General features: G+C 72.3%; 17 protein-coding genes. 8 read left to right on the forward strand and 9 right to left on the reverse strand.

The features are described from left to right. Position 1: 1 nt before the first annotated feature. From U874_RS0113180 to U874_RS0113195, 4 genes are all read right to left on the reverse strand, one after another. A complete protein-coding gene (locus tag U874_RS0113180; protein ID WP_025135002.1) occupies positions 2 to 1165 on the reverse strand; it encodes a hypothetical protein in 1164 nt (387 codons plus the stop codon). Next, a complete protein-coding gene (locus tag U874_RS0113185; protein ID WP_081810027.1) occupies positions 1155 to 1970 on the reverse strand; it encodes a TIGR03943 family protein in 816 nt (271 codons plus the stop codon). The genes U874_RS0113180 and U874_RS0113185 overlap by 11 nt, the downstream gene beginning before the upstream one ends. Then, the gene (locus U874_RS14515) at positions 1960 to 2973 is read right to left on the reverse strand and encodes a permease (protein WP_025135004.1); all 1014 of its coding nucleotides are present in this window, start codon (positions 2971 to 2973) and stop codon (positions 1960 to 1962) included. The genes U874_RS0113185 and U874_RS14515 overlap by 11 nt, the downstream gene beginning before the upstream one ends. A gap of 110 nt (positions 2974 to 3083) precedes the next feature. Then, the gene (locus tag U874_RS0113195) at positions 3084 to 3740 is read right to left on the reverse strand and encodes a metal ABC transporter ATP-binding protein (RefSeq protein WP_232755927.1); all 657 of its coding nucleotides are present in this window, start codon (positions 3738 to 3740) and stop codon (positions 3084 to 3086) included. A 55-nt stretch (positions 3741 to 3795) separates the two neighbouring features. On the opposite strand from U874_RS0113195, the gene aztB reads away from it, so the two are divergent. From aztB to aztD, 4 genes are read left to right on the forward strand one after another with little or no spacing between them, the layout of a single operon-like run. Further along, on the forward strand, positions 3796 to 4683 hold the full coding sequence (gene aztB, locus U874_RS0113200) for a zinc ABC transporter permease AztB (RefSeq protein ID WP_025135006.1): 888 nt from the start codon (positions 3796 to 3798) through the stop codon (positions 4681 to 4683). Next, positions 4680 to 6020 carry a hypothetical protein gene (locus tag U874_RS0113205; RefSeq protein ID WP_025135007.1) on the forward strand — a complete coding sequence of 447 codons (1341 nt, stop codon included), beginning with the start codon at positions 4680 to 4682 and terminating at the stop codon, positions 6018 to 6020. Before aztB ends, U874_RS0113205 begins: the two co-directional genes overlap by 4 nt. Then, positions 6017 to 7054 carry a metal ABC transporter substrate-binding protein gene (locus tag U874_RS0113210; RefSeq protein ID WP_198525856.1) on the forward strand — a complete coding sequence of 346 codons (1038 nt, stop codon included), beginning with the start codon at positions 6017 to 6019 and terminating at the stop codon, positions 7052 to 7054. The genes U874_RS0113205 and U874_RS0113210 overlap by 4 nt, the downstream gene beginning before the upstream one ends. A 60-nt stretch (positions 7055 to 7114) precedes the next feature. After that, entirely contained in the window at positions 7115 to 8383 is a 1269-nt protein-coding gene (aztD, locus tag U874_RS0113215; RefSeq protein ID WP_025135009.1) for a zinc metallochaperone AztD, read from the forward strand. A 95-nt stretch (positions 8384 to 8478) separates the two neighbouring features. On the opposite strand, the gene U874_RS15235 is transcribed toward aztD, so the two are convergent. Both U874_RS15235 and U874_RS0113220 read right to left on the reverse strand, forming a co-directional pair. Beyond that, positions 8479 to 9063 carry a YdeI family protein gene (locus tag U874_RS15235; protein ID WP_081810028.1) on the reverse strand — a complete coding sequence of 195 codons (585 nt, stop codon included), beginning with the start codon at positions 9061 to 9063 and terminating at the stop codon, positions 8479 to 8481. Between the two features lie 8 nt (positions 9064 to 9071). Continuing rightward, positions 9072 to 10025 (reverse strand): alpha/beta fold hydrolase, encoded by a 954-nt coding sequence (locus U874_RS0113220; protein ID WP_025135010.1) that lies wholly within the window; start codon positions 10023 to 10025, stop codon positions 9072 to 9074. Between the two features lie 54 nt (positions 10026 to 10079). Here U874_RS0113220 and U874_RS0113225 point away from each other — a divergent pair, with 54 nt between their 5' ends. Then, positions 10080 to 11093, forward strand: coding sequence for a YafY family protein (locus tag U874_RS0113225; protein ID WP_232755928.1), 1014 nt, complete (start codon positions 10080 to 10082; stop codon positions 11091 to 11093). Positions 11094 to 11151: 58 nt separating this feature from the next. Continuing rightward, positions 11152 to 12375 carry an MFS transporter gene (locus tag U874_RS0113230; RefSeq protein ID WP_025135012.1) on the forward strand — a complete coding sequence of 408 codons (1224 nt, stop codon included), beginning with the start codon at positions 11152 to 11154 and terminating at the stop codon, positions 12373 to 12375. On the opposite strand, the gene U874_RS14915 is transcribed toward U874_RS0113230, so the two are convergent. From U874_RS14915 to U874_RS0113245, 3 genes are read right to left on the reverse strand one after another with little or no spacing between them, the layout of a single operon-like run. Further along, on the reverse strand, positions 12288 to 13235 hold the full coding sequence (locus U874_RS14915) for a helix-turn-helix transcriptional regulator (RefSeq protein ID WP_025135013.1): 948 nt from the start codon (positions 13233 to 13235) through the stop codon (positions 12288 to 12290). The two genes, U874_RS0113230 and U874_RS14915, sit on opposite strands and share 88 nt — an antisense overlap. Before the next feature lie 28 nt (positions 13236 to 13263). After that, positions 13264 to 13749: an N-acetyltransferase gene (locus U874_RS0113240; protein ID WP_025135014.1), complete on the reverse strand. Its 486-nt coding sequence runs from the start codon at positions 13747 to 13749 to the stop codon at positions 13264 to 13266. After that, complete coding sequence (locus U874_RS0113245) at positions 13746 to 14027, reverse strand: metal-sensitive transcriptional regulator (protein ID WP_025135015.1); 282 nt, start codon at positions 14025 to 14027, stop codon at positions 13746 to 13748. Before U874_RS0113245 ends, U874_RS0113240 begins: the two co-directional genes overlap by 4 nt. A 107-nt stretch (positions 14028 to 14134) precedes the next feature. Here U874_RS0113245 and U874_RS0113250 point away from each other — a divergent pair, with 107 nt between their 5' ends. Then, the gene (locus U874_RS0113250) at positions 14135 to 14323 is read left to right on the forward strand and encodes a hypothetical protein (protein ID WP_025135016.1); all 189 of its coding nucleotides are present in this window, start codon (positions 14135 to 14137) and stop codon (positions 14321 to 14323) included. A 112-nt stretch (positions 14324 to 14435) separates the two neighbouring features. Beyond that, positions 14436 to 15477 (forward strand): MBL fold metallo-hydrolase (locus U874_RS0113255; RefSeq protein WP_025135017.1); only part of this gene is annotated, 1042 nt, incomplete at its 3' end.

The following is a 15477-nucleotide window of genomic DNA, read 5'->3' on the forward strand; positions in this document are numbered from 1 at the left end:
CTCAGCACCAGCTTGGGGCCGCCCCGATCACGCTGCGCACCGGGCGCCCTGTCGCGGCGTCGAGCAGCACCGTCGTGGTGCGCCTCCAGCCGGGGCGCACCGCGCGCCCGTCGGGCTCCGCGTCCGCCGAGACCACCTCGACCGCGAGCAGCCGACCGTTCGGCGCCGCGCACACCGCGGCGATCCGGCTGCCCGGCGCGGCGGGGGTGAAGCGCACGCCCCGAGCGTCGAGCGTCACCGCCTGCAGCAGCGCACCCTCCTCCGCGTCGGCGGCGAGCGGCTCGGCGGCCGCGCCGAGGAGTGGGTCGGCGCGCCAGAGCGTGCCGTCGTCCGCGCGGACCACCACGGCGCTCGACCCCGGCACGAAGCGCCACTCGGCCACGCGGAGCGCGGCGCCGTCCGCCCGGGCGACGACGAGCGGCGCGGCGAGCGGGCCGCTCGCGTCGAAGAGCAGGAGCGTGCGGTCCGCGTGCTCGGAGCCGAGCGGGGTGCCGCTCGCCACGACCCCGGCGGCGAGCACGGTCGGCTCCGCGCGGAGCTGTTCGAGCACGGCCGGCGCGTCGGCGATCACGTCGCTCGCGTCGCCGCCGGCGAGCGGGGCGACGCGGAGCGCAGCCCGGCCCGACCCCGTCTCGGCGATGACGAGCGCCCGGTCGGGAAGCACCGCGAACTCCTGGATGCGCGGTGCTGGCGTGAGTTCGACGGGCGGGCCGTCGGCCACGACGCCGGAGCCGAGCAAGCGGTCTCCCCGCGGGTCGCGCACGAGCGTGAACACCCGCGTGTCCGGCGCGCGCAGCACGGCCTCGACCGTGCTCGCCGTCCCCGTGCCCGCGCTGCGCACGTCCGCGAGGATCCGGAGCTCGCTCCCGTAGTCGAGGCGCTCCCCGAGGGTGACCACGAGATCCGATCCCGAGCTTGTCACCTCGACGGGCAGCGCGGGGTCGGTGCGCACGTGCCGGGCGTCGACCGGGTCAACGGGCTGGCTCAGCCGGATCGAGACGCGAGCACCGTTCTGCTCCGTCAACGCGACAGGCCGCACCTCCACCGAGACGAGGCGAGGCGGCTGCAAGACGTTGGCCGCACCGAGCCCAGCAGCGAGGACTCCGAGGCCGACCATGAGCGCGGCTGTGCGCGCGGCGAAGCGCCGGTTTCGGCTAGCCGACATAGGGATCCTCCGGTTCGTCCGCGGGGGTGAGCGCTTCGGGGAGCAGCACCGAGACCCACCCGCTCCCGGCGCTGGGGTTCGGCGCGAAGGCGCCGCGCGCCACGAGCCAGTCGCCCGCGGTGAACCGGCTCTGCCATCCCGGGGCGTACACGGGAACGCCGACCGCCTGCGCGTCCACGGCGCAGCAGGTGATGGCGAAGCGGGTCACCACGAGCACGTTCTCCGGGTCGTCGCGATCGGGGGCCGCGAAGCCCAGCAGCTCGGCGGTGCGGCCGTCGACGGCGGCGGCGTGCGGGTGGCGGGTGAGCACCGACCAGTCGCGCACCGTGAGCTCGGCGTCCGCGCGCCCGGCGAGGGCCGCGAGCTCGCGATCCGCGCCGGGATCCGCGCCCGGTTCGGAGGCGCGCACGGGCATCGCCTGCTGCGCGGCCCGCTCGGCGCTCAGGGTCGCGGGCGGGAGGAGGATGAGCAGCGCGACCGCGAGCGCAGCGATCGCCCCGCCTCCGAGCCGCCGGAGCGCGCGCCGCAGCCGGGTCTCCGTCCCCGCACGGGCGGGCGGGTGCCCCGCGTGCGGAGCGTCCGCCTCGCCGATGCGCCCGGCTCGCTTCCAGGCTCGCGTCCGGGCCGCGTGCACGGCGCAGCCCGCGGTGAGGAGCACGGCCGCGATCCCGCCCATGAGCACCGTGAACCAGGCGGAGCGCGGATGGATGTACCAGGCGAGCCGCCCGCTCAGCGCGAGCGAGAGCGTCGCCGCGATCCCGCAGGCGAGGAGCACGAGGCCCGGCCAGCGCCGCTCAGGCCGCAAGGTTCATCCCCCAGGCGATCGCCGCGACGCAGAGCGCCGTGAGGAACGCGAGCTGCGCCACCGCCCGCCCCGTGAAGGTGGTGCGCAGGAGCACGATCATCTTCACGTCCATGAGCGCGCCGAAGAGGAGGAACGCGACGACGCTGCCGGGCAGGAATGCCGCGCTCACCGAGAGGATGAAGAAGGCGTCGACCGTTGCGCAGAGCGAGATGATCGCGGCGAGCACGAGGAGCGCGATGACCGACCAGAGCGGATCGGCGCCGAGCGCGAGGAGCGCCCCGCGCGGCACGCCCACCTGGATGGCGCCCGCGAGCACCGCGCCGAGCGCCAGGGCGGGCATGAGCTGGGACGTCTCGGCGAGGAACGCGTCGGCGCTCCGCGCCAGCCGCCCGCCCGCGTCCCCGGGCGGGTGCGCGCAGCTCGCCCGGAACTCGGGGGTCAGCAGGGCCTCGGGGCGGGGGTGCGTGCTGAGCCACCAGCCGAGCAGGTTGGCGATCACGAAGCCGCCCAGCACACGCGCCCAGAGGATCTCGGAGCCCCAGCCGAAGGCGTGCGCCGTCGTGAGGATCGTGACGGGGTTCAGGATCGGCGCGGCGAGGAGAAACGTGACCGCCTCGGCGGGCGAGCAGCCGCGCTGCAGCAGTCCGCGCGCGAGCGGCACGTTGCCGCACTCGCAGACGGGGAGCACGATGCCGAAGAGGGAGAGCGCGAGCCGGCGCAGGGCGGGGCGCCGGGGCAGGGCCCGCTCGAGCACGCCGCTCGGCACCCAGATGCGCACGGCGATCGAGATGAGCGTGCCGAGCACGACGAAGGGCAGGGACTCGAGGAACACCGCGAGCGCGAGCGTCACGAAGTCTTGCGCGGCGGCGGGAAGCGCGGCGACTGCGGCGGAGCCCCCCGCGCCCCCGCCGGAGGGTCCGGGGCGGAGCACGATCGCCGCGATCAGTGCGGCCGAGACGAGCCCGGCCGCAAGCCACCCGGCGGTGCTCCCCCGCGGTCGCACGGCGCTCCGGGGTGGGACCGCGCTCCGCGGGTGCACCGCGTTCCGCGCACGCGGGGCGCGGTGCGACGGCGCGGGATCCCGCTCCGGCGCCGCTGGCTGCCCGGTCCCGCTCACGCGCAGACTCCCCGGGGCACGTCGGCGACGATGCGCCCCGCGTCGAGCCGGATCACCCGGTCGGCGACGGCCCGGTCTTCCGGGTCGTGGCTCACCGCGCAGACGGTCGCGCCCCGCGCGGCGCGGTCCACGAGGATCTCCCGTGTGCGGGAGCGGCTCTCGGCGTCGAGGCCGGCGGCGGCCTCGTCGAGGAAGAGGATCGCGGCCCCGCTCGCGAGGCCCTGGGCGAGAAGCGCGCGCTGGCGCTGGCCGCCGGAGAGCTCGTGCAGCGAGCGCTCGGCGTGCGCGGTGAGCCCCACGGCGGCGAGCGCGTCCGAGATCGCCCGGCTGCGCGCCGCGCCCCGGAGCCGCGACGCCGCGCGCGGCCCCGAGACGCCGATCGCGACGGTGTCGGCGACGGTGAGCGGCAGCGCGGTCGGCACGGCGGGGCGCTGTACGACGAGCGCGGTGGGCCCGGTGCGGATCACGCGGCCGGCGCTCGGCCGCGCGGCGCCAGCGAGGATCTCGAGCAGCGTCGATTTCCCGGCCCCGTTGGGCCCCATGATCAGGGAGAACGTGCCCGGGCGCAGGGAGAGATCGATGCCGTGCAGCACGGCTGAGCGACCGAACGCCGCGTGGATCCCCTCCGCCCGGATCGCGGGGTCATGTGTCATGACACCCACGCTACCATGTTGAGAATGGTTCTCGTTATCTGTATGGTCGTGTCCCATGCACTGGATCATCGATGCGCTCGGAACCGAGTTCTTCCTCCGCGCGCTCACCGGCGGCGCCCTTGTCGCCGTCATCTGCGGCGTCGTCGGCACCTGGGTCGTCATCCGCGGCATGGCGTTCCTCGGCGAGGCCGTGGGCCACGGCATGCTGCCCGGCGTCGCCCTCGCGACGGTGCTCGGCCTGCCGCCAATGCTCGGCGGCGCGGTCTCGGCGGCGCTCATGAGCGCGCTGATCGGAGCCCTCCAGCGGCGCGGCCGGCTCTCCTACGACACGAGCATCGGCCTGCTCTTCGTCGCAATGCTCGCCGTCGGCATCATCATCGTGTCCCACTCCGGCTCCTTCGCCACGGACGCGACCGCGCTGCTCTTCGGCGATGTGCTCGCGATCACCGGAGCCGATCTGGCCGCACTCGCGATCGCCGCGGCCGTCGCCCTCGCGATCGCCGCGGCCGGGCACCGCGCGTTCATCGCCCTCGCGTTCGACCCGCGCATCGCGCGCACGCTCGGCTACCGCACCGGCCTCGCGGCGGCCGGCCTCACCGGCCTCGTCACCCTCGCCGTGGTCGCCTCCGCGCAGGCCGTCGGCACCCTCCTCGTCGTCGCGCTGCTCCTCGGGCCCGCGGTCGCGGCTCTCCCCTGGAGCAGCCGGATCCCCCAGCGCATGCTGCTCGCGGCCGGCTTCGGGATCGGCGCCGTCGGGATCGGGCTCGCCGTCTCCTGGCTGCACGCGACCGCCGCGGGAGCCACGATCGCCGCCGCAGCCGTCGGCCTCGCGGCCCTCTCCCACCTCGCCCGCGCGGGCCTCACCCGCGCCGCGCCGTCCGCCCCTCACACCACCGCCCGTCGCACCACCACCCCCGCCACTCCCTTGGAAAGTCACGCATGACCCGCTCCCCCGCGCTCACCGCCGCGAGCACGCTCCTCACCCTCGCCCTCATCGGCTGCTCGGCAGCCCCCGACCCCGGCGCCGCAACCACCCCGCCCCCCGGACCCACCACGGACTCGGATGCCTCGGAGGCTTCGGGCGGGCACGGCGCCGTCGCCGGAGCATCGGAGGCCGCCGAAGCGCAACTCCACCTCGTCACGGTGGACGCTGCGGGCGCCGTCGGCCTCCTCGATCTGCTGAGCGGCGACGAATCGTCACTCGGCACGATCACGGCCCCCGACCGCGTCGAGAGCGACGGGCGCTACGTCTTCGCCGCGCACGAAGCGGGGCTCGAGATCATCGACAGCGGCGCCTGGACCTGGGACCACGGAGACCACTTCCACTACTACCGCGGCACACCGCGGCTCGTCGGCTCGGTCCCGGGATCCGGCCCCGCCCGAGTCGTCGGCGGCCCGCTCGCGACCGCGGGAGGCACGGGCGTCTTCTTCCCGGGCTCCGGCGAGGCCGTACTGCTCGACAACGCCGCGCTCGCCGCAGGCACCCCCGACGAGCTCTTCCGGGTCTCGGGCACCCCGCACGCCGGGCTGCTCGCCCCGCTCGGCGCTGGGGCGATCATCACCGAGGCCGACGACTCGGGCCGGATCACCCAGTTGCGCGCCCTCGCGGCGGACGGCACGCCGAGCGAGACAACGGCCCCCTGCCCCGACGCATCGAGTGCGCTCACGACGCGCAGCGGCACGGTGTTCGCCTGCGCGGACGGCGCCGTGCTCGGCACCGTCGACGCGGACGAGCAGGCGGTGCTCGAGCGCATCCCGCTCTCGGAGACCAGCGGGGCCGAGGCCGGTGCCGAGGCTGGTGCCGGCGCCGACGCCGGTGCCGCCGGGTTCGGCACAGCGCCGACGGAACTCGCGGGCCGGAAGGGCCGCCCCACGGTCGCCGGTATCAGCGCGGCATCCGGCAGCGGTGCGAGTCCCGGGTTCTGGCGTCTCGACACGCGTGCGCGGAGCTGGCACTGGACCCCGAGCGCCGTGCCGCTGCTGCACGCCATCGCGGTCGACGACGCCGAGGATCACGTCGTCGTGCTCGATGCAGCGGGCAGTGTGCGCGTGTTCCGCGGCGACACCGAGATCGGTGCGACGGATCCGCTCCTCAGCGCGGCCGAGCTCGCCCCCGAGGCCCGCGACCGGATCACCCTCTCCGTCGACGCGCAGCGCGCGTACCTCGGGGCGGCGGATTCCGGCGTGGTCGCCGAGATCGACTTCGCCGACGGCGCCCGGATCGCCCGCGAGCTGCGCCCCGCGGTGGCCCCGGTGCACCTCACGGAGACGGGCCGATGAGCGCGGCCCCCCGCCGCGGCCGAGCATCCGCGACTCGCGTCCAGGCGGACCGAACGCCCGGGATCCGGACCCCACGGACCCGGACCCCGGGGATCCGCGCGCTGCTGGCTGCCGCACTGCTCGCGGCGACCGCGCTCGGCGCCACCGCGTGCGCGCCATCCGGCGGCTCGCCGGGCGGCGGCTCGCCGCCGTCGATCGTCGTGACGACGAACATCCTCGGCGATGTGGTCGAGGAACTCGTCGGCGACACCGCGGACGTCACGACGCTCATGCGCCCGAACGCCGATCCCCACTCCTTCGAGATCTCGGCCCAGGAGGCCGCGGCGCTCGACCGCGCCGACCTCGTCGTGTCGAACGGGCTCGGGCTCGAGGAGGGCCTCCAGCACCACCTCGACCGGGTCGAGGCCGCGGGCGGCGCCCAGTTCGTGGCAGGCGCGCACATCACCCCGCTCAGCGGCCAGGAGGGCGCGGCGACCGCCGACCCGCACTTCTGGACCGACCCCACGCGCATGATCGAGGTCGTCGACGCACTCGGCGCGCTCCTCGCGAGCGGCGAGCTGCCCGGCTTCGACGGCGCGGCGCGCGCGGAGATCGGCGAACGCACCGCGAGCTACGCCGCACGGCTCACGGCGCTCGACGCGGAGATCGAGGATCGCTTCGCCGCGATCCCGCCCGCCCAGCGCGCGCTCGTCACGAACCACCACGTCTTCGCGTACCTCGCCGAGCGCTACGGCTTCCGCGTGCTCGGCACCGCGATCCCGGGCGGCACCACTCTCGCCGCGCCGAGCGCCGCGGACCTCCGCTCGCTCGTCACCGCGATCGGCGAAGCGGGCGTCCCCGCCATCTTCGCCGAGACCTCTGCCCCGGACCGGCTCATGCAGGTGCTCGCGGAGGAGGCCGACATCGAGGTGCGGGTCGTTCCGCTCTTCACCGAATCGCTCTCCGAACCTGGCGCAGGAGCGGAGAGCTACACGGAGATGCTCGCCACGAACGCCGAGCGGATCGCCTCGGGGCTCGCCCCCACCGACCACTAGCCCGGCCGTGCGCTCAGCCGAGCGCCGGCTACCCACCCCAACACCCCAGAAAGGGAACCCATGACCCAGACCGAACGCGCACGCCCCCGAGCGTCGCGCCATTCCCGCCTGCTCCTCACCGTGGCGGCGAGCGCGGGCCTCGCGCTCCTCGCGAGCGGCTGCACCGCGCAGGCTGGCGCCACCGACGAGTCGGGCGAGCAGAACCACGCGGGACACTCGCACGCGGATCATGACCACTCGGCGCACGCGGACCGTCTCGCGGTGACCACCGCCGGCGGGATCACGGTGCTCGACGCCAGCGCGCTCGACGCGGGCACCCTCAGCGAGGCCGGCCAGCTCGACACCGAGGAGTTCACCCGCCTCAACAGCTTCGGCGACGGCAAGCACCTCCTCGTCACGACGTCCCGCGGCTTCGAGGTGCTCGACACCGACTCGGCGAAGCTCACGGGGCTCGTGTTCCCGGCGACCGCGGCGGGCCACGTCGTGCGGCACGCCGACCGGACCGTGCTCTACGACGACGGTACGGGGCGCACGACGATCCTCGACACCGCGGCGCTCGACCGAGACAACACGACGGCGCCGAAGCAGCGCGAGTACACCGCGGAGGCCCCGCATCACGGGGTCTCGATCGAGCTCGGCGACGGGACGCTCCTCACCACCGTGGGCACCGCGGACGGCCGCACCGGCGCCGTCGCGCTCGCGCCGCACGACGACCACTGGCACGAGCACGCAGTCTCGGCGGACTGCCCCGGGATCCACGGCGAGGGCACCGCGAAGGACGAGGCCGTCGTCTTCGGCTGCGAGGACGGCGCGCTGCTGTTCCAGGACGGAGAGTTCACGAAGCTGAGCGCGCCCGACGCGTACGGCCGCATGGGCAATGCGTTCGTCTCCGAGGACAGCCCGCTCGTGGTGGGCGACTACAAGAACGATCCGGACGCGGAGGGCTACCTCCTCAGCGCCGTGACGCTCATCGACACGGCCGCGGGCACGCTGCGCGTGGCCGAACTGCCCGAGAACGTGCGGTACACCTACCGCGACGTGGTGCGCGGCCCGGAGGGGCACGCCTACATCCTGTCGACGGACGGATCGATCCACGTGCTCGACGCCGCCACCGGCAAGATCGTGAACGAGTTCCCCGTGATCGCGGCGTGGGAGGGCCCCGCCAACTGGCAGGATCCGCACCCGACGATCGTGACCGACGGCTCGACCGCGTACGTTACCGAACCGGCTGCCAAGACCGTGCACGCCGTTGACCTCGAGAGCGGCAAAACTCTTGCGAGCGCGAAGCTCGCGGGCGTTCCCAACGAGATCGCGATCGCGCGCGGCTAACGCCACCCGTGGGTGGCCGGGGCGTCTGCCCCGGCCACCCACGGGTCAGCGCAGGTCCGCACTCACATGCGGAGTCCGGCAGCGCATCGCGCGGGTCACGAAGCGGGCCCCGTTGGTGCACGGAAGGCAGGGACTCGATGCCCTGCAGCCGACGAGGCAATCAGAAGTTCCAGCCGTCTCACCCGGGTCTCTTCTCTCTTCGCGCTCATCACCCACCAGACGGCGTCACGTCGGTACGACGGCGCGAACTTCCCGAAGTTCTCCCAGGCCACCACGCTGTCAGCAAATCGCCGTGCGTAGTCGGGGTGCAGCTCGACGTTTCGCGATGCAGACGAATAGCCTGAAATGTCCTTTCGGTTCTCGAACAGCTGCAGCCCTTCCGGCCGCATCTTTCCGAGTCGAATCAACGTTTCAGCCTTGCTCACGTTGACGGCGCTCCACACGCTGTCTCGCTTGCGGGGCGTGAATCGCACGGTGTAGCTGTCGCTGTCGACGCGTTTCCTGAGTCCGTCGATCCACCCAAAGCACAGAGCGACGTCGACCGCTTCAGACCAGGTCTGACTCGCTACTCCTGAGCTCTTCTTCTGGAACAGAACCCACACCTCACGCCGGTGGGAGTGATGCTCGTCGAGCCATGCGCTGAACGCAGCAGCATCGCTGAAGAAGAGTGCTTCGTCCATGGCGCTCCCTACCGAGTCGGGTTTCGTGCCAACCATTTCAGGATCGCACGTGTGGTCTCACTGGGACGCTCCTGGTGCACCCAATGCCCGCTATCCACGCTGAATTCTTCAACGTTGGGGACGAACGTCGACAGGGATTCCGATCGGGCGACTGCGTCGCGAAGACCGTACATCATGAGCGCGGGCTGGTGGATGATCGGATCGGCTTCCGCCAAGAGATGCCAGTTCCGGTTCAGATTGCGATACCAGTTGATCCCACCAGTAAACCCCGAGTGCGTGAATGCGGCGTCGTACACGGCGAGTTCCTCCTCGCTGAGGAGCGGCTCGCCCAGCGGAGCATCGCTCTGGGCGGTCTCGATGAGCACCATGCCCGGCGCGGGGGGCTTCAGTGGCTCGTTCCGACGGTACAAGTTGTTGATGAAGCGTGCGGGGTTCGCGTCAAACACCGCATCTGCGACGCCCGGTTGCTTATTGAAGTGGACGAAATAGTAGTCATCGCCGAGCACTGCCTCCATGAAATCGAGCCACGGCATCTCCCCACGGGCGAGGTACGGCAGACTGAGCGCCACCACTCGGTCAACCCGATCCGGGTACAGCAGCGTGAAGCTCCAGACGACGAAGGCCCCCCAGTCGTGCCCCATGAACGTTGCGCTCGTGTAGCCGAAGTGATCGAGCAGCGCGGCGAGGTCTCCCGTGAGATGCTCAATGTCGTACTCAGCGATATCCGCAGGCCTGGCCGAGTGCCCAAACCCTCGCTGGTTGGGTGCGATCACATGGTAGCCCGCCGCGACAAGAGCTGGGATCTGAAAGCGCCAGGTGAACGCGAGATCGGGCCAGCCGTGGCAGAGCACAATCGGATTTCCTGCGTTCTCTTGGCCGGCTTCGAATACTTCGAGGTCAACACCGTTCACGGAGATGATGGTGGCGTCGGGGAAGGCAAAGTCATGGGTTCGAATCTTCATTTTCTCAAGGTAATCCAGTAAACAGGACACCTTTTGACCGGTTTTTCTGGAAGTATGAAAATCATGAAATCGGATCGCCTGGTCGCCATCCTCCTGCTGCTGCAGCGGCGTGAACAGGTCACTGCCGCAGAGATCGCACAAGAACTCGAGGTGTCCGAACGCACCGCACGGAGGGACCTCGATGCGCTCGGCATGGCCGGAATTCCCATCTATTCGGTCCGAGGGAGATCCGGCGGCTGGCGGCTCCTCGGCGGCGGTCGCATTGATCTGTCGGGACTGACCGAGAGCGAAGCGCGCGCACTCTTCGTCGCTACGGCGCCAGTTGCAACAGCCGACACCGCGACACCAGAACTCCGAGCCTCCCTGCGGAAGCTCGTTCGAGCCCTCCCCGAGACCTTTCGGACCGGGGCCGAAGCTGCTGCGTCTTCCCTCTTCGTCGATTCACGCCCCTGGGGTATGGCTGACGCTCCGAGCAGTCCACCCCCGTTTCTCGAAGCCCTGCAGGATGCGGTCATCCGCGGGGTGCAGGCGCGGCTCGGCTACGTCGACAGCGCGGGCGCCGAGTCAGATCGGATCGTGCACCCGCTGGGCTTGGTATCGAAGAGACCGCACTGGTACCTCGTGGCGCACACCGCACACGGCCAGCGGACGTTTCGCCTCGACCGCGTCACCGCTGTCGTCCCCAGCGATGAACCCGCACTTCGCTTCGCGGACTTCGACCTCACAACCACCTGGCGCGCCCTCGCCGACGATGTCGAGCGCCTCCGAGAGGGCGTCGAGGTGCACGCGATCTGTGCGCCTGAGGGGCTCGGATTTCTCCGAACAGCAGTGGGCGACAATCTCCACATCGGTCAGGCAGCGAGCGATGGTCGCATCCCGGTCGTGATCCATGCACCGAGCGAGTACGGGATTGCGGGTCACCTCGCCGGCCTCGTCGAGTGGCTGGACATCATCAGCCCACCAGGAGTGCGAGACCATCTGGGAAGAATCGGTGCGGCGCTGACGCGCCGCTATTCCCTCCCCCGAGATGCGCCCGTGGAGTGGACGCCAGCAACCGCGGACGAATGATCGGGAAGAGCGGACGCACGGTCGGGCATCCGACGCCGCGCACCGCCACGCTGGAATCATGACCACGACTGCCCCCATCACGCTCCCCCGAACATCACCACCCGGCCGCATGCGCTACGGCGGCCTCATCGCACTCATGGCGATGAGCTTCTTGCTCGTCACAGCCGAGTTCCTCCCGAACGGCGTGCTCACCGAGATGGCCGAGAGCCTCGGGGTGACCCCCGGTCAGGCCGGGCAAACCGTCAGCATCACCGCGCTCGCCGGACTCATCGCGGCCCCGACCATTGGTCTGGTCTTTCCCCGGCTCGATCGGCGCGTACTCCTCGCCGGGATGGCCGCGCTCGGCGCGGTGTCGAACCTCGTGGTCGCGCTCGCCCCGTCGTTCCCGCTCATTCTCGCCTCGCGGTTCCTCCTCGGCGTCGCGATCAGCACGTTCTGGGCGATGTCGATCAGCGTCGCGGCGCGGCTCGCCGGGCCCGAACGGCTCGGGCGGGCGATCATGTTCACGTCCGCGGGGATGTCACTCGCCACGGTCGCGGGCGTTCCGCTCGGCGTCGTGGTGTCCGAGCTCGCCGACTGGCACCTCGCGTTCGCCGGCCTGAGCGCCGCCATGGCCGTGCTCGCCGTCGTCGTGCGCGTCGTGCTGCCGCCTGTCCCCGCCGCGCGCACCAGCAGTCTCGCCGCGCTCGGCCGCACCCTCGTGCGCCCCGGCATCGCCCTCGGGCTCACGGGCCACACGCTCGTCGTGCTGGGACACTTCCTCGCCTACACGTACATCCGGCTCGCGCTCGAGCGCGTCACCGTCGGCCCCGATGCGGTTCCCGTGGACGCGGGCACCATCGTGCTACTCCTCGCCCTGTTCGGCGCGGGCGGGCTCATCGGCAACGTCCTCGTCGGGCTGATCGTCGATCGCTCGTTCGCGACGCTGTCGGTGCTCGTCCCGCTCGCCATCGCGGTCGCGGTGCTCACCACACTCACCCTGCCCGGCGCGCTCTGGCTCGTCGCCGCGGCGGTATTCGTCTGGGGCTTCTGCTTCGCGTCGTGGCTCATCGTCGTGAACACGTGGGTGGGGCACCGCCTCCCCGACCGCCTGGAGGCCGGCGGCACGCTCGTCGTCATGGGCTTCCAGGCCGCCATCACGCTGGCCGCGGGGCTCGGCGGTCTCGTGATCGACGCGCTCGGCGTCGCCGTCGGCTACGGCGTGGGCGCGGCGCTCCTCGTCGCGGGGGCCGTCCTGTTCGGGCTGTCCCACCGCCAGCGCGAGGGCACGACCCCCGTGTGACGCCGGAAGGCCCGGCTGAAGCCGTCATCGGAGGCATAGCCGAGTTCACGTGACACCTGCGAGACCGGTGTGCCCGTCGCCAGGCGCCGCTTCGCATCCTCCATGCGAATCCGCGCGAGGTACTGGCCCGGCGTCGCCCCGAGGGTGTCACGGAACCGGCGCGCAAATACCGAGCGCGACATGGCGCCGAGCGCGGCGAGCGTCTCGAGCGACCAGTCCCGCCCGGGCTCGTGGTGGATGGCGCTCAGCACGCGGTCGAGCTGCGGATCGGCCGCCCGCGCGCTCCACCCGCGGGGCGCACAGCCCGCGCCATACCAGGAGCGCAGCACCGCGAGCAGCACCGTCCGAGCCATGAGCCGGCAGACTACGCTACTGCCCGCGGGCGGCGGCGCTCCCCCGTCGGCGGAGGCGGAGGCCTCGGCGATCCCCATGTGGCTCGCGAGCGCAGCGCCCGCCGGGTCGAGGGCCGGGAAGCCGAGCAGCGTGAGCGGCTCCGGCAGCAGCTCGTGGAGGCGCTGCGCCGTCTCGCTGAGGTCGAGCGTCACGATGAGGATGGCGCTGTCGCACGCCGCTTCGAGGGTGTGCGCGCCGCGGCCGAGCGTCAGCACGGCGGCGCCGGCCCCAAATCCGCCTGCGGGCCGGGCCGGTACAGCGGTCACGTGCGCACCGTCCCGCGCCACGGTGCACGCGGGCATCGTGGCTCCCCGAAGCTCTCCCGTCAGCACGTAGATGAGGGTCGTCACACCGGCTGCGGCATGCACGCGCTGGCTGGCCGCGAGGTCTCGCCGTTCCGTGCGTCGCACGGTGAGGTCGACGTCCTCGAGGAGGCGGTCAAACACTGCAGATTCGGGCTCGGTCACCCTTCATCCAACGGAGAACGCGCGCCCGCTATTCCGCACCCGGAACCGCGCGTGTGCGCGGCACGGTCGTAGCGAACTCGATCATCTCGTCGCTGACCCCGCGGTTCTCCCAGCCGAGCGCCGTGAAGAACGCGTGCGCCTCGGGGTTGCCCAGGTCCACGTATGAGACCCACGTCTCGCCTCCCGGGTGCCCGGCCCAGGTGAGCGCCGCGGCGAGCGCGCGGCGGCCCAGGCCCTGCCCGCGACGCGCGGGGTCGACTGCGAGGTCCGACACCGTGTGCGGGTGATCCGCGGCCTCCCAGACGCAGCCGATCAGCGCGATCGGCTGCTCCGGCTCGGCCGCGTCGCTGACGACGAGTTCCGCACCGCCCGCGTCGCTGAGCACGTGGGCGAGCCACTCCTCGTCGAGCGGGCCGAGCTCAGCGTCGAGCTTCGGGTCGGCGAACCAGTCCTGGATCCATGCCCAGTCCGCGCGCACCATGCGGCGCACGAGCGGGGCGTTCGGCGCGCTCACGCGAGCGAGAGGAAGAGCTTCTCGAGCTCCTCGGGCTGCGTGGCTCCCGGCGCGTCCGGATCCTCGAGGCAGTCGCGGAGCGCGCTCGAGATCACGAGGAAGCCGGCGCGGTCGAGCGCCTTCGAGACGGCGGAGAGCTGCTGCACCACATCCCGGCAGTGCGCGTCCTGCTCGACGGCGTCGATGACGGCGGCGAGCTGGCCGTGCGCACGGCGCAGGCGGTTCACCACCTTCCGCTTGGCCTCGGCGTCGTGGGTGACGGGGGTCTGCTCGGTCATTCCCGGGCTCCTCTCAGCGATCGAGTTGACATTCACTATACCCCCGGGGGTATCATCGCACCATCCCGGGAATACCCCCGGGGGTATCCTTCACGATTGGAACTCCCATGTGCCGCCCCACCACCTGCTCCACCTGCCAGCGCACAACCTGGGCCGGCTGCGGCCAGCACGTCGACATGGTGCGCGCGAGCGTCCCCCGCTCCGAATGGTGCAACGGCTCGCACACCCCCGAGGAGATCGCACAGGCCAAGGCCGCGCGCCCCGCGGGCTTCCTCGGCCGCCTGCTCGGGCGCTGATCCCGGCCGCTCACCGCGGACGCGAGCCCGCAGCCCCGCTCCTCTGTAGCCCCGCTCCTCTGTAGCCCCGCTCCCCCGTAGCCCCGTAGCCCCGTAGCCCCGAAAGGACCCCATGCTCCTCGAACGATTCTTCGACCCCGATCTCGCGCAGGCGAGCTACCTCGTCGGCTGCCAGGCCACGGGCGAGGCGCTGCTCGTCGATCCGCGCCGCGACACCGCCGAGGCGCTCGCGACCGCGGCCGCCCACGGCCTGCGCATCGTCGCGGTCGCCGAGACCCACATCCACGCCGACTACCTCTCGGGCACCCGCGAGATCGCCGCGCGCACCGGGGCGCGCATGTACGTCTCGGACGAGGGCGGCCCGGAGTGGCGCTACGGCCCCGAGTTCGACGACGCGGTTCGGCTCCGGGACGGCGACGAGATCCGCATCGGCAATCTCACCGTGCGGGCGCTCCACACGCCGGGCCACACGCCGGAACACCTCGCGTACCTCCTCACCGACGGCGCGCAGGCGACCGAGCCGGGCTACCTGCTGAGCGGAGACTTCGTGTTCGTCGGCGATGTGGGCCGCCCCGACCTCCTCGACGAGGTGCAGGCGACCACCGACTCGCGTTTCGCCGGCGCGCGCGAGCTGTTCGCGAGCCTGCGGGATCGATTCCTCACGCTGCCCGACTACGTGCAGGTGCTCCCGGGCCACGGCGCGGGCTCGGCCTGCGGAAAGGCGCTCGGCGCGGTGGCGAGCACCTCGGTCGGCTACGAGCGCCGCTTCGCCTGGTGGGCGCCGTTCCTCGCCGCGAACGACGAGGAGGGCTTCGTGTCCGAGCTCCTCAGCGGCCAGCCCGATGCGCACGCGTACTTCGCCCGGATGAAGCGAGAGAACCGGCTCGGGCCCGCCTTCCTCGCCGACCGGCCGCTGCTCGAGCGAAGCGCGGAGGAGCTACGCGCCGAGCTCGACGCCGACCGCGTGATCCTCATCGATACGCGTCCCGCGGATCAGGTGCGGCTCGGCACCGTGCCGCGCAGCCTGAACATCCCGGGACCGGCGCAGGCCGCGAGCTTCGGGGCGTGGGCGATCGACCCGGAGCGGGAGACCCGGCCGCTCGTGGTGCTCGCCGCGGACGTCGCGGCGGCCGCCGAGCTGCGCGACCACCTCG

Origin of the sequence: Leucobacter sp. PH1c (genome assembly GCF_000633415.1) — a bacterium.
Classification (GTDB): Bacteria; Actinomycetota; Actinomycetes; order Actinomycetales; family Microbacteriaceae; genus Leucobacter.